Annotated in this window: 12 protein-coding genes; 10 read left to right on the forward strand and 2 right to left on the reverse strand. The window is 53.2% G+C overall.

Annotated elements, in window-relative coordinates; all coding sequences use genetic code 11:
• The first annotated feature begins 9 nt into the window (after positions 1-9).
• The 10 genes from AC13CY_RS12170 to AC13CY_RS12215 are packed head-to-tail and all read left to right on the forward strand — an operon-like array spanning position 10 to position 18,412.
• Positions 10-2,169: a DEAD/DEAH box helicase gene (locus AC13CY_RS12170; RefSeq protein WP_483052586.1), complete on the forward strand. Its 2,160-nt coding sequence runs from the start codon at positions 10-12 to the stop codon at positions 2,167-2,169.
• On the forward strand, positions 2,166-2,849 hold the full coding sequence (locus tag AC13CY_RS12175; RefSeq protein WP_475101989.1) for a DUF2290 domain-containing protein: 684 nt from the start codon (positions 2,166-2,168) through the stop codon (positions 2,847-2,849). Before AC13CY_RS12170 ends, AC13CY_RS12175 begins: the two co-directional genes overlap by 4 nt.
• The gene (locus AC13CY_RS12180; protein ID WP_475101987.1) at positions 2,846-3,136 is read left to right on the forward strand and encodes a hypothetical protein; all 291 of its coding nucleotides are present in this window, start codon (positions 2,846-2,848) and stop codon (positions 3,134-3,136) included. The genes AC13CY_RS12175 and AC13CY_RS12180 overlap by 4 nt, the downstream gene beginning before the upstream one ends.
• Entirely contained in the window at positions 3,129-4,817 is a 1,689-nt protein-coding gene (gene pglX, locus AC13CY_RS12185; protein ID WP_483052587.1) for a BREX-1 system adenine-specific DNA-methyltransferase PglX, read from the forward strand. Before AC13CY_RS12180 ends, pglX begins: the two co-directional genes overlap by 8 nt.
• Positions 4,818-4,837: 20 nt before the next feature.
• Entirely contained in the window at positions 4,838-6,718 is a 1,881-nt protein-coding gene (locus AC13CY_RS12190) for a DUF262 domain-containing protein (RefSeq protein WP_172515126.1), read from the forward strand.
• Complete coding sequence (gene pglZ / locus AC13CY_RS12195; RefSeq protein ID WP_483052588.1) at positions 6,715-9,213, forward strand: BREX-1 system phosphatase PglZ type A; 2,499 nt, start codon at positions 6,715-6,717, stop codon at positions 9,211-9,213. Before AC13CY_RS12190 ends, pglZ begins: the two co-directional genes overlap by 4 nt.
• Before the next feature lie 12 nt (positions 9,214-9,225).
• Positions 9,226-11,298, forward strand: coding sequence for a BREX system Lon protease-like protein BrxL (brxL, locus tag AC13CY_RS12200; RefSeq protein WP_483052589.1), 2,073 nt, complete (start codon positions 9,226-9,228; stop codon positions 11,296-11,298).
• Position 11,299: 1 nt separating this feature from the next.
• Positions 11,300-13,876, forward strand: coding sequence for an AAA family ATPase (locus AC13CY_RS12205; protein WP_483052590.1), 2,577 nt, complete (start codon positions 11,300-11,302; stop codon positions 13,874-13,876).
• A gap of 4 nt (positions 13,877-13,880) precedes the next feature.
• Positions 13,881-15,125 carry an exonuclease SbcCD subunit D C-terminal domain-containing protein gene (locus tag AC13CY_RS12210; RefSeq protein ID WP_483052591.1) on the forward strand — a complete coding sequence of 415 codons (1,245 nt, stop codon included), beginning with the start codon at positions 13,881-13,883 and terminating at the stop codon, positions 15,123-15,125.
• A gap of 11 nt (positions 15,126-15,136) precedes the next feature.
• A complete protein-coding gene (locus AC13CY_RS12215) occupies positions 15,137-18,412 on the forward strand; it encodes an AAA family ATPase (protein ID WP_474791156.1) in 3,276 nt (1,091 codons plus the stop codon).
• A 420-nt stretch (positions 18,413-18,832) separates the two neighbouring features.
• Here AC13CY_RS12215 and AC13CY_RS12220 read toward each other — a convergent pair whose 3' ends face one another.
• Positions 18,833-19,183, reverse strand: coding sequence for a DUF7673 family protein (locus AC13CY_RS12220; RefSeq protein ID WP_474791155.1), 351 nt, complete (start codon positions 19,181-19,183; stop codon positions 18,833-18,835).
• 312 nt (positions 19,184-19,495) lie between these two features.
• Positions 19,496-20,128 carry a recombinase family protein gene (locus AC13CY_RS12225; RefSeq protein ID WP_483052592.1) on the reverse strand — a complete coding sequence of 211 codons (633 nt, stop codon included), beginning with the start codon at positions 20,126-20,128 and terminating at the stop codon, positions 19,496-19,498.
• Between the last annotated feature and the right edge of the window lie 91 nt (positions 20,129-20,219).

Raw genomic sequence — 20,219 nt, forward strand, 5'->3', positions numbered from 1 at the left:
GAGTCGAACATGGCAGATAAGTTAACGATTACGAGAGGTATAAACAAGAAACCAGTCTCAACCGACGTGCTGGAGCAGAGCCTCGAAGCTTTGCAAAATTTAGAGGGCGAAGCCTTCACTGGATACCCACTGATTGCGACACCTGATGGCAAGTACTCGATTGATGCCACACTGGTGAGCCCATCTAAAGGCATCGTACTATTCGATCTCATAGAGGGGCCAGAGGTCGGGGAATACACAGAGCGCCAGGATGATTTGGCAAACAAGATCGAGGCACGATTGAAATTGCATCGTGAGTTGGTCAAAGGGCGTCATTTGCGGGTACCACTTTGGGTCATTTCGTTCGCGCCTGGCATCGACAATATCGAGTCGGTTGCAGTACCTGATTACCCTCTTGTCAATGAGCATGGCCTTGCTAACGTGTTGAATACGCTGGACTGGCCTGAAAGCAGCGAAGATCTTTATCGGTTGACATTGTCGGCCATCGAAAGCCTCAGCAGTATTCGGAAAAGCCGTTCCAAACGAGAGGTTCATCGGGCTGATTCACGTGGAGCGAAACTCAAGCAGCTGGAAGATTCCATCGCGACGCTCGATCATCGTCAGAACAAAGCCGTCATCGAAACGGTAGATGGTGTTCAACGTATCCGGGGGCTGGCTGGTTCAGGCAAAACCATCGTATTGGCACTCAAGGCCGCTTATTTGCACACACAGTACCCGGACTGGCGTATTGCTGTAACTTTCCATACTCGCTCCCTCAAAGGGCAGTTTCGGCGCTTGATCAACAACTTTTGTATTGAGCAGAGCGGTGAGGAGCCGGACTGGACAAAAATACGAATCGTCAACGCATGGGGCGCGCCCGGGGGGGATGCCCGAGACGGTATTTACTACGAATATTGTCGGGCAACTGGGACTGAATTTCTCGACTTTAGAAGTGCATCCAACCGATTTGGCGGGAACGAACGCGCCTTCGATGGCGCTTGTCAGGCAGCATTGCAAAATGCTTCGGATGAAGCTTATCTCTACGATGCATTTCTTGTGGATGAAGCACAGGACTTTGCACCAAGTTTTCTAAAGCTTTGTTACTCAATGCTAAAGCCGCCAAAACGGTTGGTCTATGCGTATGACGAGCTTCAAAATCTTTCCGGAATTTCTCTTCCGCCGCCAGAGGTTATTTTCGGAGATAATGAGCGTGGGCAACCATTGGTCACTTTCGGTGATGATCGAAGGCGAGACGTAATCCTGCAAAAATGCTATCGAAACTCACGCCCGGTTTTGGTATCCGCCCACGGCCTTGGATTCGGTATATACCGAAATGCTCCGCAAGATACAGAGACCGGCTTGGTTCAGATGTTTGATTACCCAGCGCTATGGGAGGAAATTGGTTACAAGGTTAAGGATGGGCAACTGGCGAAAGGTCAGCATGTTGTATTGGAGCGCACTGCAGAGACGAGCCCGAGGTTTCTGGAGGAACAGTTTGATATTGATGATCTCGTCCAATTTATTAGTTTCGAAGATGAGGCGGCGCAGAATGCATGGCTTGTTCAACAGATACAGCACAATCTAAGCGAAGATGAGCTTCGCCATGACGACATCATCGTAATTCATCCGGATCCTCGGTCTGCCCGTGGTCGTACGGGGCCCATCCGTAAACAGCTCTTTGAGTCAGGCGTTCAGACTCACTTGGCGGGTGTGGATACCGACGCGGATGTGTTTTTCCGCACCGATACGCCATCCGTGACATTCACTGGAATATACCGTGCCAAAGGAAATGAGGGCGGTATGGTGTATGTCATTAATGCTCAGGATTGTAATGGTTCCGGCCCTGGCCTGGCCAATCTTCGCAATCGCCTTTTTACCGCTATTACTCGAAGCAAAGCTTGGGTTCGTGTCATCGGATATGGCCCCGGGATGCAAGCCTTGATCGACGAGTTTGAAGTTCTTAAGCAAAACGCTTTTGTTCTAGACTTCAATTACCCCGACGAACACCTTTTAAGCAAATTGCGCATTGTTCACCGAGACTTATCCCCGCAAGAAAAACAGCGCCTTGAGCAGAGAAAGAATCAGCTTGCTGACCTTTTGGGCGACTTGGAGAGCGGTGAGCTACATCCGGAAGACCTTGATGAGGCGACTCGCGAGAAGCTCCGAAAGCTACTTGGGGGGCGTGAATGAGAGTTCTGAATCCGAAATGCATAAAAGAAGATCTTGATGGTCTGATTTCTGAGCTGATCGGCAAAGGGATTTGTGACGACGCAAACTTTTCTGCGATCCGGTCATATGGTAACCAAGTGGATGTTACCTTCAGCGGTTCGGAACACATTTCGATTGCGCTGGGCAATATAGAATATGCTGAGATTTACAGCGAACTTGCTGACAAACGTTCGTACAACATGAAACTTGTTGATGGCGCCCTTGTTCAATTAATGTATCGAATAAAGAAAAATGCGTTGATACAGCATCGGCTCTCATTTTATCCATCGCCGAGCTTGCTTCCGTTTCAGGATGATCCAGATTCTTACATGCGTGATGATCTATTTCTTGAGATTGTCCAGCGGAGAATAGTTCCATTTCCCCTGCGTTTCGATTTTGATGCAAGAGATGGCGTGTATGCTGACGTAACCCACCCCAAGAGTCACCTCACATTGGGTGATGTGAAAGGTTGCCGAATCCCTATATCAGCGCCGTTAACACCTCGATGGTTTATAGAATTCATTCTGAGAAACTTTTATCAGACGGAGCACCATGATTTTGTGAGGGGATTGCCACGTCACAGAATTAAGTTGCCAGCCTCTATCACCGCTAATGAGGAAAACCTGATGCATATGGTCGTTCCGTATCAGGTGGTTCGATGAAAACTGTATTTTCTGACTGTCTCTTGAGGGAGCTATCTTCACTCCCCTCCCGACACGCCATTTTGCTCGGCTGGGTATCTGAATTGCCGGTACTAATGCGGATGAATCAACTATCTGAGCATTATCGGCCAAAATCGGATGACTCTGATTTCTGGGCTGTGTGGTCAGGTCAGAATAGCAATGGTCAGACGGTGGACCGCCAATTGGATTGGAAAGTGGTTGCGGGTGATTGGCAGCAGGTCAACACATCTGTTAAGGAGCAAAATTCGGAGAATAATAATGAATAATGATAAGGCGGGTAAAGCTGAGCACAGCATTGAAAAATACTTCTTTCGATCTTCAGCGGCGGACTTTCTAAAAATTCCCGAAGCTCCGATTGCATACTGGTTATCTGAAAAAGTTCGAGAAGCATTTAATATTCCAAAAGTTGCGGAGTTTTTTGAGGTGAAAGAGGGGCTTGGAACCAGGGATGACCCTCGATTTCTTAGGAGCTTTTGGGAAGTCGACTGCTTCAAGATCAGATTTCATCCCGAGGGGAGTGAGAAATGGGTTCCAACTGATAAGGCCGGCGGTTTTAGGAAATGGTATGGAAGCAATGGGACCGTAATGAATTGGGAGAACGATGGTTTTGAGATAAGAAATTTTGAGAAATCAGTCCCAAGAAACACACAGTACTTCTTCAGAGATGCCGTGTCTTGGGGGAAGGTTGCTACAGGGCGTCCTTCTTTTCGGTTGCGTACTGCACAGTATGCATTTGTTGATGCCTCTCCCTCTGCTTTCGGTGAAGAGCTGAACGTGCTTTTATCTGCTTTAAACAGTCGTGCAATTAGTCAATTGATGAAAATACAAGGAAGCACAGTCAACGTAACTGTCGGAACTGCTAAAAACCTGCCATACATTAAAGAAATTGACGAGACTGTGTCTGATGACTGTGTAGCTCTCGCAAAAAGGGATTGGGATTCCTACGAAACCTCTTGGGATTTCACCACTCTCCCGCTGCTTTCACCCGATCATCGCACAGAGACGTTGAAGGGTGCCTATGTCCGCCTCCGCGCCCATTGGCAGGGCATGGTGGATGGAATGCAGCAGCTGGAAGAAGAAAACAACCGCACCTTCATTGACGCTTACGGTCTCCAGGATGAGCTGACGCCGGATGTACCGCTGGAGGAGGTCACTCTGACCTGCAACCCTCACTACCGCTATGGCAACAACAAAAGTGAGGAGGAGCTGGAGGCGTTTCTGCTGGCTGACACCATGCGCGAACTGGTCTCCTATGCCGTAGGCTGCATGTTCGGTCGCTATGCCCTGGAAGAACCGGGACTGATCCTGGCCAATCAGGGCGAGACCATCGAGGACTACCTGAAGCGGATCCCAGAGCCGAGCTTCCCGGCGGACGAGGATAATGTCATCCCTATGCTTGACGGTGACTGGTTCAACGACGACATCACCGAGCGCTTCCGTGAATTCCTGCGGATCGCCTTTGGCGAAGAACACTATGAGGGAAACCTCCGCTTTGTCGAGCAGGCGCTGGGCAAAGACATTCGCAAGTACTTCCTGAAGGACTTCTACAACGACCACGTGCGCCGTTACAAGAAACGCCCCATTTACTGGCTGTTCTCCTCACCCAAAGGCTCATTCAATGCGTTGATCTACATGCATCGCTACCAGCCTCACACCGTGGGCACGGTGTTGGAGTACCTGCGGGATTTCAAAGACGAGAAGCTGCAAGCCCGGAAAAACCATCTGGAGGCCGTCAGTATCAGCGCCGGGGCCTCCCAGGGTGATAAGACCAAGGCCCTGAAAGAGATCGAGAAGATCAACAAAATCCTAGCCGAGTTGGATGACTACGAGCGGGATGTACTTTATCCCTTGGCCACCGAACAGGTGGAAATTGATCTCGATGACGGGGTGAAGGCCAATTATCCGAAATTTGGCGAGGCCTTGAAGAAAATTCCAGGCTTGTCCTGAAGCAGTAAGGAGCTGTCGGCATGGCAGGTGAGTACGAAAAAGCCATTACTATCAAAGACGCGATTGATGCCATTAATCAGCGAGACTATCTGTTGCCGGCAATACAGCGGAAGTTCGTCTGGAGCAGCCATCAGATCTGCGTGCTGTTCGACTCCATCATGCGGGGTTACCCCATCAACACATTCATGATGTGGGAAATCAAGGATGATAGCATCAAGAACGACTATAAATTCTACGAGTTCCTGAAATCCTACTGCCAGCGTTTCAGTGAGGAGAACCCCCACGTTCCTACCAATGCCAGTTATAAGGATTTCAGAGCTGTCATCGATGGTCAGCAGCGTCTTACATCCCTCTACATTGGTCTCTGCGGTACATACGCATACAAAAAACCAAGGGTTTGGTGGCCGAGCACTCGCGATGACAAGGTTTTGCCACCCCGCAAGCTGTATCTTGACCTGAAGGCGCCATTAGAGTCTGAGGACGATGAGTCCCTGATGTATTACAACTTTAAATTCTTAACGGATCAGCAGTATCAACAGTCATTGGCGTCAGCGGATCATAAGCACCACTGGTTTTGCATGCACGATCTTCTGAAATTTAGTCATGTCGATGGTGCGCATCACGTTTGGAGTCAAGTTGTAAAACCATACGTGACTCAGCACGGGCTTGAAGATAATGAATATTCATTGGATACGCTTGGGCAACTCTACGATGCGTTTCGCTCACAGAGAGTGATTCACTACTTCAAAGAGAACAGCCAGGAAATTGACCATGTTTTAGATGTATTTATCCGCACCAACAGCGGAGGCACCAAGCTGGACTTTTCTGACCTGCTGATGTCGATTGCCGTTGCCCACTGGGATGGAGATTTTCGGAAAGAGCTTGACGACTTGACCCAGCACATCCATCAGAACACGGAGATGGGTTTCTACATAGAGCGTGACTGGTTGTTGAAAACTTGCTTGATGCTCACGGAAGCCGATGTCCGTTTCAAAGTGAGAAATTTCAAGGGCGAGCAGGTTGCTCGAATCCAGCAAGAGTGGCCCGATATCAAAGAGTGTATTACCGAAACATTCCGCCTCGTGCGGAGGTTCGGCATTACGCCGCAATCCCTGACCTCCAGGAATGCTGTCATTCCGATCTGCTATTACCTGTATAAAAAGTGCTCAGCAGGAGAGCCGCTCTTCAGGAAAATTAATAATCTGGCGAAATGCCATGAGCAACGTGCGGTAATCAGCCAGTGGTTTTACATGGCGCTGTTGAAAGGGGTCTTCGGCGGTCAAGCCGACTCCATTTTAAGCAGCATGAGGGATGTTCTAGTAAAACACCTCACCGACGATACCTTCCCGTTACCGGCAATCATCAAGCGTTACAAGGCGACGAACAAGGATCTGCGTTTCGATGAAGAAACCCTCGATAAACTGCTGGAAACGCAGCACGGAGAGGGGCGCTGCCGCGCGTTACTGCATTTGCTGTTCCCGGAAATGAACGTTTCAGAGGTATTTCACATTGATCACCTTCACCCAAGGGCAGCTTTTGACAAGAAATTGCTAAATAAAGCTAGCTTCTTACAGGATGACGAGCATTTGATGGCGTTTTATCGTAATCCGGTCCACTGGAATGCGATCCCCAATCTTCACCTATTGAATCATTCGCAAAACCTTGCGAAGAAAGACCGCCCTTTGAAGGAATGGCTTTCTGACCAGAATGTGCACCTGACCCCTAGTGATCTGCTCATCGAGAATGTGGATCTGGAATTTATTTCATTCAAGGCGTTCTATCTGGCAAGGCGAGAAGCCCTAAAACAGCGCTTGATATCCCGAGTTTACATGTCCGCGCCGTTGGCGGCGGAGAGTGTGGCTGACAGTGAAGACGAAGAGCTGGAAGAGGTGGTCTCATGAGCAGCCAGATTCAAACGGCTCTGACGCGACTGTTTGACAAGCACCGGATCATTTTCTGGTACGACACCAAGCAAGAGCTGCGCGGTGATTTCGAGGCGGTTTCCATTCCGGACGTGGAGAAGCTGGAGATCGCCAACAACGAGTACGGCCTGAAACATCGCATCCTGCGGGAGGCACCGGAACAGAAATTCTTGCTGTACAAAGAAGGGCCACAACCGGAGGATCTGGACAACTGGTTGCTGGACGTACAGCTGGCCCACGGCGAGTTCCGGACCGACCAGGTGGCCATCTGGCTGTCCGAGTTGGAGTTGGGCCTGGAGTTCGCCGAGATAGCTCAGGCCCATACGGAGTTCTTTCAGGCGATCAAGCGCAAGGAGGCACTGAAGAAGTTGCTGAAGCCGGACGATACCGCCGGCCAGCTGCGCCTGAAGATGCTGGCCGTGTGTGCCGGTAGCGAGCCCCGTATGGACTCGGTGGTGGAAACCCTGCTGCAGCAACTGGCTGAAGACCGTGATGATGGCATCCGGCTGATTGAGCGCTGTGGTCTGGGCAGCTTCCTGTGGGAGCAACTGACCCGTTTCTACGGCTACGAGGCCAGTGAACCCAGCCTGCGCGATTTCGTGATCGAGCTGTTCAAGTCCTGCTACGCCATGGGTACCGATGGCGATGTCAAACTGACCGGCGACGCCCTGGTGTTCCTCAAGCGCTGGAAAGACAGCCGGCAGTTCGAGCAGGGGTTTGAAACCCTGTCTGCCGAGTGTGCCGAGGTGCTGGGCATTGAGCAGGATCTGGGTAAGCGGGACTTCCGGGACCTGGTTGAGCTGGATTACTTCCGGCTAATCGACCAGAAGATTATCAGTGACCTGGTGCGGGCGGTGGTAGGCCGCACGGTCACTAGTGGCGATGTGGCATTGTGGGTACGGCAGCGGCGCCAGGGCCACTGGTACGGGGAGTTCCGCCACCTGTATGAAGCCATTGAGTTTGCGGCCCGTTTTGTCCAGATGCTCGGTGAGGCTCGTCTCACCATGGACAGCCTCTCCGACGGCGTTCAGCGATACAGCCGTTCCTGGTTCCAGTTGGATCAGCTCTACCGCAAATTTACCTACCATGTGCGCATGTCCGGCCAGGCATCGTTAATGGGCGATCTCAGTGAGCAGGTGGAGAATTTGTATTCCAACAACTACCTGCTCAAGCTGGGCGACGGCTTCCAGGTTCACGTGGATGCCGCGCCGCGCTGGGAGGCCTATCCGGTCGTTCAGCAAACAGCCTTTTTCGAGCACTGGGTTCGCCCGTACCTGTGCAAGGACAAACGGATCTGCGTGATCATTTCCGACGCCATGCGCTATGAGATTGGTGATGAGCTGCTGGGCCTTATCCGGCAGGAAGATCGCTACAGCGCGGAGCTTGAACCGGCACTCTCGACCCTTCCCAGCTATACCCAGCTCGGTATGGCGGCGCTACTGCCCAACAAGTCCCTGGCAATCGCCGACAACGATACCGGTACGGTACTGGTGGATGGCCAAAGCTCACAGGGCACGGTCAACCGTACCAAAATCCTGCAGGCCGCCTTGGATGGTCGGGGCCAGGCCGTCAAGGCGGAGGATTTTATGCAGCTCAACCGGGAAGACAGCCGTGAGCTGCTCAAGGGTAATGATGTGCTGTACATCTACCACAACCGCATCGATCACACCGGCGACAAGATGCATTCAGAGGGGCAGGCCTTTGAAGCCGCAGAACAAACCCTGGATGACCTGATTCGACTGATCAAGAAGCTCACGGCGGCCAACGCCAATAACCTGCTGATCACCGCTGACCATGGCTTTATTTACCAGAACCGTGAGCTGGATGAGAGTGATTTCCTGGGCGATGCCGTTTCTGGCGATGATATTCGCTACCGGGACCGTCGGTTCGTGCTGGGTAAGGGGCTGTCCGCCTCTCCGGCCTTCCATCACTTCTCGTCTGAGCAGCTTGGGCTGGATGGCGATATGGAAGTGCAGATTCCCAAGTCCATCAACCGGCTGCGTCTTAAAGGCTCTGGCAGCCGCTTTGTGCATGGCGGCGCATCCCTTCAGGAGGTTGTGATTCCAGTCCTGAAGGTTAACAAGAAGCGCCAGAGTGATGTCAGCGCCGTTGAGGTGGACATCCTGCGTGGGGCCAGCTCGGTGATCACTTCCGGCCAACTGGCCGTCACCTTGTATCAGTCCGGACCGGTTACCGAGAAAGTACAGCCTCGCCACCTGCGGGCTGGGATTTATACCCAGTCAGGGGAGTTGATTTCGGACAGTCACGAACTGTCGTTTGACCTGACCTCGGAGAACCCCCGCGAGCGGGAGCTTCAGGTGCGCTTTGTGCTCAGCCGCAAGGCGGACGAGGCCAACGGCCAGGAGGTTTTCCTGAAGCTGGAAGAACAGCACGCCGGCACCTCCCACTACAAGGAATACAAGTCGCTCAGGTATTTGATGCGGCGGTCCTTTACCAGCGATTTTGATTTCTGAGGGTTATAGCCAATGAGTACGCTTGACCAAAAGATCAACGAACACTTCCCCGGGTTGGTGGTGCGCAAAGACCTGGTGAAAACGGTCAAGGGCAACGCCATCGTTCCCTCATACGTGCTGGAGTATCTGCTCGGCCAATACTGCGCCACTAACGACGAGGCCACGATTAAAACAGGGATTGAAACGGTCAAGGAGATTCTGGCCAAGCACTATGTCCACCGGAACGAGGCCGGACTGGTGCGCTCGAATATCAAGGAAAAGGGGCGCTACAAGGTTATCGACAAGATCAGTGTGGCCCTGAATGAGAAGACGGATGCCTACGAGGCGCAGTTTTCCAACCTGGGAATCAAGAAGGTATTGGTGGATTCTGGGACCGTCAAGGCCCACCCCAAACTGCTGGTAAGCGGCGTATGGTGCATTGCGGACATCGAATACGTATTTTCTGAAGACCAGAACGTCAGCCCCTGGATTCTGTCCACCCTCAAGCCGATTCAGCTATCGCACTTCGACTACGACGCCTACGTTGCCGCGCGGCAGCAGTTCAGCACCGATGAGTGGATTGACCTGCTGATCCAGAGTATCGGCTTTAACCCGGAGATGTTCGGACGGCGCAGCAAGCTGACGCAACTGGTCCGATTGATTCCGTTCTGCGAGCGGAACTACAACCTTATCGAACTTGGCCCCAAGGGGACGGGTAAATCCCACGTTTACTCCGAATTCTCGCCCCATGGGATCCTGGTTTCCGGTGGTGAAGTCACCGTACCCAAGCTGTTTGTGAATAACTCCAGCGGCAAAATCGGCCTGGTGGGCTACTGGGATTGCGTGGCCTTTGACGAATTCGCCGGTAAACAGAAGCGAGTCGACAAGGCCCTGGTCGACATCATGAAGAACTACATGGCCAACAAGTCCTTCTCCCGTGGCGTGGAAACCCTGGGCGCCGAGGCGTCCATGGTGTTCGTGGGGAACACCCGGCACACTGTTCCTTACATGCTGAAGCATTCAGACCTGTTCGATGAACTGCCGGACAAGTTCTACGATTCTGCCTTTCTGGACCGGATCCACTTCTATATTCCGGGATGGGAGGTCGACATCATCCGGGGCGAGATGTTCTCCGACGGCTATGGCTTCGTGGTGGACTACCTTGCAGAAATCCTGCGCTCGATGCGGAACTACGATTACTCCGACCAGTATAAGGAGCACTTTACCCTTTCTTCGGATATCTCGACCCGTGATCGGGACGGTATTAACAAGACCTTTTCCGGCTTGATGAAGATCCTGTTCCCCCAGGGGGGAGCGACCAGGGAAGAGGTTGAAGAAGTGCTGCGCTTTGCCATTGAGGGGCGCAAGCGGGTCAAGGACCAGTTACAGCGGATTGATACCACCTACGGCGAAGTACGCTTTTCCTATCAGGATCAACAAGGCCAGGAAATACTGGTCACGACACTTGAGGAGGAAGAGTACCCAGGCTACTACCACCAGACGGTCTCGACTCCTGATGACGAGGGAGTAGAACCCGAGCCAACAGCGGACGTTAAAGGTGTCGAGCCAGAAGAGCTGAATGCCCCCGAGCCAGTACTGGAAGAAAAGCACCTGACCTTCCAGGAAAATCAGAAGGGCATCTCATTCGACGGCTTGTTTGGCGCATACCTGAAAGGAGCCAGCAAGATCACCGTCACAGACCCCTACATCCGGCTTTTCTACCAGATCCGCAATTTCATGGAGTTTCTCGAAGCCATCGTGAAGAACAAGGCCGAAGAAGATGAAGTGGAGGTTCACCTCGTCACCGTCAGGGACGAGTTCAAGGGTGACCTGCAAGACGAGAGTTTTGAAAAAATCCAGGAATCCGCTCGCACCGTGGGCATCGACTTCACCTGGGAGTTTGATGAAAGCGGCACCATTCACGCCCGTCATATCGTTACAGATCACGGCTGGAAGATTTCACTGGATCGAGGGCTGGACATCTTCCAGCACTACGAGATGAATGAAGCCTTCGCGTTTGCCAACCGGTTGCAGCAGTTTCGGTCTAGCAAGGCCTTTGAGGTAACGTTTATTAAACAAAAGCCGAATGGAACTGAGGGGGAATAACATGAGCAGCGTAACGGCATCACTGACCAAATGGTTTTCAGGGCGCGCCCAGTGGTTCCAGATTGCGGCTACTCGGCTACTCCAGCAGTCTGAGCTTACTGACAAAGACGTCTCTGACCTCGCAACCCTGTGCCAGCAGGAGGCTAACGGGACATTGCCCAAAACGACCTGTTCCTTTCCCGCTACCGCGTTCTCCCAGGGCACAGCAGGCACCTTGCGTTTGTGTTCAATCAGTGATGTCGAAGGAGTAAACGCCCTTGCCCCGAAAAAACCACTTGAGTTTGGTAAGGGCAATATCACGATTGTTTATGGCAACAACGGGTCAGGCAAATCCGGTTACGTCAGGCTTCTCAAGCATGTATGCGGTGCCCGCGAGACGGGTACCCTTCACCGCAATGTCTATAAGCCCGGAGCTGCCGCACAGAAAGCCTGCATTTCGTTTGAGCAGGACGGCGTACTGAAGACTCATACCTGGTCAGGACAAGGTGTCTGCGATGACCTCAAGAGCGTTGATATTTTCGACACCTCGTTTGGCAAGTTCTTTGTCAGCAGCGAAGACGAGGTGAGCTATGAGCCGCCGGTATTATCGTTTTTCAGCTCGCTCATCCTCGCATGCGAAAAGGTCGCATCGGCCTTGGACACTGAGGCCAACCGGCACCAGTCCAAAAAGCCGAATATCCCCGCTGACAAGAAGGTAACTCCTGAAGGCATCTGGTACGAGGCCATCAGCGCCAAGACCACCATCCAAGACATCGACAAACATTGCGCATTTGGTGGCGCTGACGAGACCGAGATGCAAACGCTGCAACAGCGCCTTGCTGAACAGGCACCAGCGGAAAAAGCGAAGCAGCTAAGAAAACAGAAACAGCATATCGACACTCTGGTTCAGGATGCCCAAAAGTATCTGGAGCAACTATCGGACGAGAATTACCGACGGATCATTGCTGCCAAGAAGAAGTCGATCCTCAAGAAAACAGCGGCAGATACGGCGGCGGAAAAGGTATTCTCCGGCAGCGAGTTGGAAGGCATTGGCTCTAATGTCTGGAAAGAGCTATGGGAAGCGGCCCGGAACTACTCCGTATCGGCTGCCTACAAAGAAGCTGAGTACCCTAATGTATCTGATGGTTCCCGTTGCGTCCTGTGCCATCAGACTTTGACCCAGGAGGCCAAGGACCGATTGATCTCCTTCGAAAACTTCGTGAAAGGCGAAATGCAGAAAGCCGCAACGGATGCGGCCAAGGAATATGAAACCGCCAGTCAAACTATCGAGGCGCTACCGACATCGGAGACGCTTAAGACGCGTATCGATGCGGCAGGCATTCCACAGGATGAAGTCGCCAACCAGGTTACGGATTTCTTTGCTCAATTGCAGACCAGGAAAGACCAGCTGGCTGAAATCGATTCCGAAGAAGCCATTCCCGATCCTTTGCTCTCACCGAACTGGATCGAAGAAGCCAGCGCCCAGTCACAAAGCCTCGGTGAACTCGCGGCAAAATATGACGAAGACGCCAAAAACGACAATCGAGAGGAGATCAAGAAAAAGCTAAACAGCCTGCAGGCCAGAAAGTGGTTGTCTGAGCACCGCGCCGCCATTGATGAAGAAGTCACACGATTGAAGCTACTGAACCAGATTCAGGAAGCCAAGAAGTCGACCAACACCAAAGCCCTGTCCCAAAAGAAAGGGGAGCTGGCAGAAGCCTTGATCACGGATGCGTTCGTGCAAAGGTTCAACGCGGAGCTCAAGGCCCTGGGCGCGTCTCAGGTTAAAGTTGAGCTCGTGAAATCAAAAGTCTCCAAGGGCCGCGTCCTTCATAAGCTCCAGCTTCGAGGGGCCTCTCAGAATGGGCTCGCCGATGTCCTGAGCGAGGGAGAAAATCGGATCGTTTCCATTGCGGCATTTTTGGCCGACGTCACCGGCAAGAGCAACCAAGCCCCGTTTATCTTCGACGATCCAATATCCTCGCTTGACCAAAGCTATGAGGAGGCCGTGGTTCAAAGGCTGATCGAGTTGTCTCAGGATAAACAGGTCATTGTCTTTACTCACCGCCTGTCCCTGCTGGGAACGGTCAGGCATTTTGCCGAGAAAAAGACCATTAAGCCCGATGTGGTGAGCATTCGCACTGCGGACTGGGGTACCGGAGAGCCAGCCCCCATTCCACTTTCACAGGGTGACATCAAATCCGCCCTGAACACACTCATGAATCAGCGGTATCAGGATGCAAAGAAGGCAAGTGAGAACGGCGAATTTGAACATGCCGAAATCTTGCTGAAGTCGATATGCAGCGACTTCAGGACGTTGGTGGAGCGCTCTATTGAAAATGATCTGCTGTGTGGGGTGGTTCAAAGATTCCAACGACCGGTCCATACGTTAAAGCTCAAGGATCTGGCCAAATTGAAGGACGCGGATTGCAATCTCCTTGATTCGCTCATGACCAAGTACTCCGGGTTTGAACACTCGCAGCCGACAGAATCACCTGTGGAGCTGCCGAAGCCAGATGATCTTTTGGCCGACATGACTTCATTGAAAAGCTGGCGTGAAGAATACGCGAAGCGCCTCGCCTCTGCGGTGGCGGGGTAGCAGTATGAAAATCCTCCACACATCCGACTGGCATATCGGCCGAACTCTTTACGGCAGAAAACGTTACGAGGAGTTCGATTCCTTTCTGACCTGGCTGGCGGAGACGATTCAGCAGAATGAAATCGATGCTCTTCTGGTGGCCGGTGATGTCTTTGACACCAGCGCTCCGAGCAATCGTGCCCAGGAGCTCTATTATCGGTTCCTGTGCCGGGTGGCTGCCTCATCCTGCCGGCATGTTGTCGTTATCGCGGGCAACCACGATTCACCATCTTTTCTCAATGCCCCCAGGGAGCTGCTCAAAGCGCTGAATGTCCACGTGGTCGGCAGTAGCTCTGAGTCCCTGGAAGACGAAGTGCTGGTGCTCCGCAGTGAGCTGAACGCTCCGGAGCTGATTGTTTGCGCCGTGCCCTACCTCCGGGACAGGGATATCCGGGTGGCGGAGGCGGGTGAGAGTGTCGAGGACAAGGAGCGGAAACTACTTGCGGGGATCCGGTCTCATTACGCCGAAGTCGCCGCCTTCGCTGAGCAGAAACGTGAGGAACTCGGAGTGGATATTCCCATTGTGGCCATGGGGCACCTGTTTACTGCCGGCGGACAAACCATCGATGGTGATGGTGTACGCGAACTCTACGTTGGCTCCCTGGCTCATGTGACGGCCGGGATTTTTCCAGCGAGCTTTGACTATCTGGCGCTTGGACACCTCCACGTCCCTCAGAAGGTGAATGGCCTAGAGACCATCAGGTACAGTGGCTCCCCTCTGCCCATGGGGTTCGGGGAGGCAAAACAGCAAAAGAGCGTTTGCCTGGTTGTTTTTAATCATGAAGAGGGCCAGGGCAAGCCGCCATCCGTGCAACTGATCGACGTGCCAGTGTTTCAAAAGCTGGAGCGCGTTAAGGGAGACTGGGAGAGCATCTCAAGCCGTATGCTCGAGCTGTCGGCAACAGACTTTCAAGGCTGGGTCGAAGTCATCTACGAAGGTGAGGAGGTCATTGGCGACCTGCGCGAACGTCTGGAGACCGCCGTCTCTGGCACTGGAGTGGAGATCCTCCGGATCAAAAACAACCGCATCATCGACCATGTGCTGGGACAAATCCATGAAGAGGAGACACTCGACGACCTGGATGTGAACGACGTGTTCGAGCGCTGCCTAGCCGTTCATGAAGTGCCTGAAGACCAGCGGCCTGAACTGCTACGGGCCTACCAGGAAACTGTTTCGTCTCTCTATGAAGACGACGTGAAAGCGGAATAGAGGGGCTGTCGATGAGAATACTGCAGGTACGCTTCAAAAACCTGAACTCCCTGGTAGGCGAGTGGGAAATCGACCTGATGCACCCAGCCTTCGCGTCTGACGGCATCTTCGCCATTACCGGCCCGACCGGCGCGGGTAAGACTACGATCCTCGATGCTATCTGTCTTGCCCTCTATGGGCGGACGCCTCGCCTGAACAAGGTTACCAAGAGCGGAAACGAAATCATGTCCCGGCAGACCGGCGAATGTTTTGCCGAGGTGACCTTCGAAACCCAGAGTGGGCGTTACCGCTGTCATTGGAGCCAACATCGGGCACGCAAGAAGCCGGATGGCGAGCTCCAGGCTCCGAAACATGAAATTGCCAATGCTGATTCCGGCGAGATCTTCGAATCCAAGATGAGAGGTGTAGCCGACCAGATCGAGTCGGCTACCGGTATGGACTTTGATCGTTTTACCCGTTCCATGTTGCTTGCCCAGGGCGGCTTCGCCGCGTTCCTTCAGGCGGCACCGGATGATCGGGCTCCGATCCTGGAGCAGATCACGGGCACAGAGATCTACAGCCAGATATCCGTTCGCGTCCATGAGCGACAGCGAGAAGAGCGAGAAAAGCTGAGCCTACTGCAGGCTGAAACAGCAGGCATCGCGATTCTCGAGCCGGAGCAGGAACAAGAGATTGCGCAGACACTCGAGACAAGGCAGAAGGAGGAAACAGACCTCGCCGCCAAGTCCGCCGAGGCCGGAAAGGCCATTGCCTGGCTCTCCATCATCGATGGATTAAAGAAGGAAATCGTCAATCTTGCCGATGAGGATAGCAAGCTGCATGTTGATATTAGGGCGTTCAAGCCCGATCGTGAAAGGCTCAACCGGGCTTTGAGTGCCTCCTCGCTTGATGGCGTATATGCAACGCTTATGGCCACCCGCAAACAGCAGGCAGATGACAGAGAGGCATTGAAAACTGAGGAGGAGGCGCTCCCTGGATTGGAATCCTCCGCCAAGGAGCAAGCCGAGACGATGAGCGCGGCTGAGCAACAAACCGCTCGGGCCAAAGAAGAGCTGAAAGCGGCCGCACCGATATTGCAAAAGGTTCGCTCCCTCGATCAGAAGCTTGCCGATCAGGAAAAGGCAGTTACGGCGGGTGATGAGGCCTGCAAGAAGGATTCGGCAAAGATTGACGCAGATACACAAACCCGGCTCAAGGAACAGGAGAAGCGTATTAAGGCCCAACAGGCATTGGAGCTTGTTGAAGGGTATCTCAAGGAGCATGCCCGGGATGAATGGCTGATCGGCGGCCTGGCTGGTGTTGAAGAGCAGTTGAGAGGCCTGCTCTTTAGGCAAAGCGAAGCCCTTCAAAAAGAGAGCGATCAAGAAACGGCCGAGAACGCTTTGAAACAGGCGACAACGTCACTCGACGACTGTCAGAAGCAATCCGGCATTCGGAAGCAGGAGCTGGAGGACGCATCAAAGCAGCTTCAGCAAGGCAAAGATGTTTTGAGCCAGCTACTGGGGGGCCGCTTGCTGCGCGAATATCGCACGGAGAAGGAAACTCTGCTGCGTGAAATGGCCTTCCTGACGAAAATAGCGGAGCTTGAAGATCACCGGGCGAAACTGGAAGACGGCAAGCCCTGCCCACTTTGTGGGGCCACCGAGCATCCCTTCGCGGAAGGGAATGTGCCTGCCTCTGATGAAGCCGAACAGAAGATTGAAGCGCTGACCAAACTGATCAACAAAGCCGAGGATCAGGAAGCCGCCATCAAGAAGCTCGAAGTAGCTGAAAGCTTGGCCCGTAAAAACCTGACGGAGGCTGAAAAGCTGGAGTCAGCGGCGGCTAATGACAAAAAGGCAGCCGAAAGAACACTTGCCGAGGTAAAGGGCAGCTTGGAAAAGCTCCGTGCAGACTTTGCCGAACGCAGGCACGCCGTTTCCTCCAGGCTCCTGCCGCTTGGTATTGAGAACATCCCTGAAACGGACATTTCATCGCTGCTCGAGACCCTCAAAGCACGGCTGAAGGAATGGCAGGCCCAAGTCAAGAAGAAGGCAGACATCGAGAAACAGGTTGCCGACCTCGACAGTGAGATCAAGAGACTGGATGCGGTTATCGAAACCCAAAGCACTTCCCTTGCCGAAAAACGGGAGCGCCTGGAAACACTGAAAACGGAATTTGCCGCAGGAAATGATGAGCGCAAAGCACTTTACGACGACAGGAATCCCAACGAAGAAGAGCGCGGTTTGAATAAGACGGTATTTGACGCCGAAGTTGCCGAGAGGCAGGCCAGAGATCAGCATAATCAACTACAGCAAAGGTGGCATACCGCAAAGGCCCATGTCGAATCCCTGAGAAAGCGGATCGACCAGCGAGAGCCGGAACTGGGAAGGATGGAAACTGATTTCTCCGAAGCACTTACGCCAGTTGGTTTTTCAGATGAAGAACAGTTTCTGGGAGCCAGATTGACCTCTGAGCGGAGAGGTGAGCTGGCGGTTAAGGCCAATGAACTGGATGAGCGTCAAACAGATCTGAAAGCCAGGCAAAAGGATCGGGAGACGCGCTTGGCCACAGAGATGGCCCGAAAAGTGACCGACAAATCTCTGGAAGAGCTCGAACCCCAATTCAAGGAGTACGAGGAGTCTCTGAGGGAGTTGCGGGACATCATTGCCGGTCTTAAGCACAAGCTGAGCGAAAATACGGCCGCCAAAGAGAGGATAAAAGAGAAACAAGCGGCTATTGAGGCCCAGGGCAAAGAGTGTCGCAGGTGGGAAAACCTGCACGAATTGATCGGATCCGCAGACGGTAAAAAGTATAGAAACTTTGCCCAGGGGTTGACCTTCGAAATGATGATTGGCCACGCCAACAGACAACTGCAAAAAATGACCGACCGCTACTTGCTGGTCCGTCATGATGCTCAGCCCCTGGAGCTCAACGTGGTTGACAACTACCAGGCTGGGGAGATTCGGCCCACGAAGAATCTTTCCGGTGGTGAAAGCTTTATCGTCAGTCTCTCCCTGGCTCTGGGTCTGTCCCATATGGCCAGCAAGAATGTCCGTGTGGACTCGCTGTTCCTGGATGAAGGCTTTGGCACGCTGGACGATGAAGCCCTTGATACTGCCTTGGAAACTCTCTCGGGTCTGCAGCAGGACGGCAAGCTGATCGGCGTTATTTCACACGTGCCTGCCTTGAAGGAGCGTATCAGCACGCAGATCCAGGTTACACCTCAAACTGGCGGGAGAAGCCAGATATCGGGGCCGGGATGCGGCGGGTTGAGCGCTACAGAGCGGGCCGTAGAGGCAGGTTAACTTGAAAATGAATCAACAGGCGATACCCCAAACACCCAGGATAACATTTCGGAAAGCTCTGAGTTGATCAGCTGGAGTGAAGGTCATCCACCGGCAATGGTAGTGCCGTAGAGTATGAGCGGGCTGAGCCAGTACCGCTCTGCGTCCTTGATCCTGATCGGGGCCTATACTGACGGACATAATGCCATGTTCCGTATGATGGAAAAGCAACTTGGCAATCGATACCTAGAAATAGTGTTCTCGTGGCGAACGCACCGCGAAAGGCTTGCGTAGTCGCCGTCCCGACACCCTCAGTTTCAACCGCCACGTCGCGACGACTAGGGAGAAACCCCTTCCAGTTTCTCTGCGCTCAGCCCAGTGCTGTGAGGTAACGCCTATTGTTTGGTTGGGTAAATTTCAAACCACGTAGGCCAGCAGCTATCAAGTTTCCGATTCCCGCTCCCACCAGGACTGAAATAACTCATCACCATGCGGCAAATAGGTGTGAACCTCCCGGCCATTCCAATCCAGCGCCAGAACCTGCAAGGCTGCCTGTTGCAGTTCGGTATCCAAGGCCCTCAACCGGTTCAACTCGAATGGCCAGTGGCTCGCGTTATAAAGGCCAAGCAGGAATCGCCGGATATGCCGGGCCTGGCCGCCTCCACTATGAGCGGCGTCGATCAGTATTGTGAGAGCCGGAAGCCCCGTCTCCTCCCGCTGCTGCCTCCGCTTTTCTTCCTGTTCTAGCAAATATAGAAAGCCTCCGGGAAGCATGGCTGTTTTGTCCGTCACGTGCATAACCTCATATCGACTTCACGATTATGCTGCCATGGACGACGCAGTAGGCACGGCTCTCAAACTGCCCGTTTTGGGCAGGAACACCGGTTTGCCCCGAATTTATTTCAGATCGCCATTGTGTCGGGGTGATCTTTTTCGGAACTTTCGCTCCAGGAACGCTTCCAGCCGATCGGCGTTGCGGTAGGCCATAACGCAGATAAAAAGTACGACCGCGACAAAGCTCAGGAATGCAATCAGTGTGGCAGATAGGTTTAGCATATTCAGGTCTCCAATAGTTGATTGCCCTTTCAGGGCACTTTGTTGGTTTCAGGCCGCAGCATCGGCCTGTCTTTGTTCTTTGGCGACAGACGCAATCAAGTGCCGCGAGCAACTCAGCATCTCCTGGATCTCGCTGTAGCTGTGACCACTGCGTAGTAGGCTGGCGATGTGTTGCCTGCGCTTCAGGTCTGGCTGCCGCCCCTGGTACTTACCCTCCGTTTTTGCTTTATGGATGCCCTGGAACTGCCGGCGCCGGCGGTCTTCGTAATCTTTGCGGGCCACGGCAGCCAGCATGTCGAGCATCATGGCGTTGACCGCTCGTAGAATGGAGTCGGTGAAACCGGTGTCGTCCTTCTTTTCCAGGGCGAGCCAACTGGTCGGTAATTCCGGGGAGACGATGGCTAACCGCTTGGCGGCCAGCTTTTGCTTGAGGGAGTCCCAGTCACTCTGTTTGAGGCGAGCCAGCCGATCAATTTGTTCGACCAGAACGATGTCGCCCTCGCCAGAATCTGCGATTAGTTTCATCAGCTCGGGGCGGTGCAGGGTAGCGCCGGACACATTCTCCACGTAGAAAGCGGCAATACGCTGACCGTGGTTGGCTGCGAACTGTACCAGTAACTCCCGGGCTCGCTCCGCGTTCTGTTCCTGCGTGGATGCCCGCAGGTAGGCTCGAATAAACATCGTCGGTTCCTCAGTCTGTTATAAGTGGTTCTCTCTGGCCGGTCTGGTTTAGGTGGTTCTGGTGGCCATTACCCGGCTCGAACACCTGGTT

The organism is Vreelandella sp. L-15 (assembly GCF_056857635.1).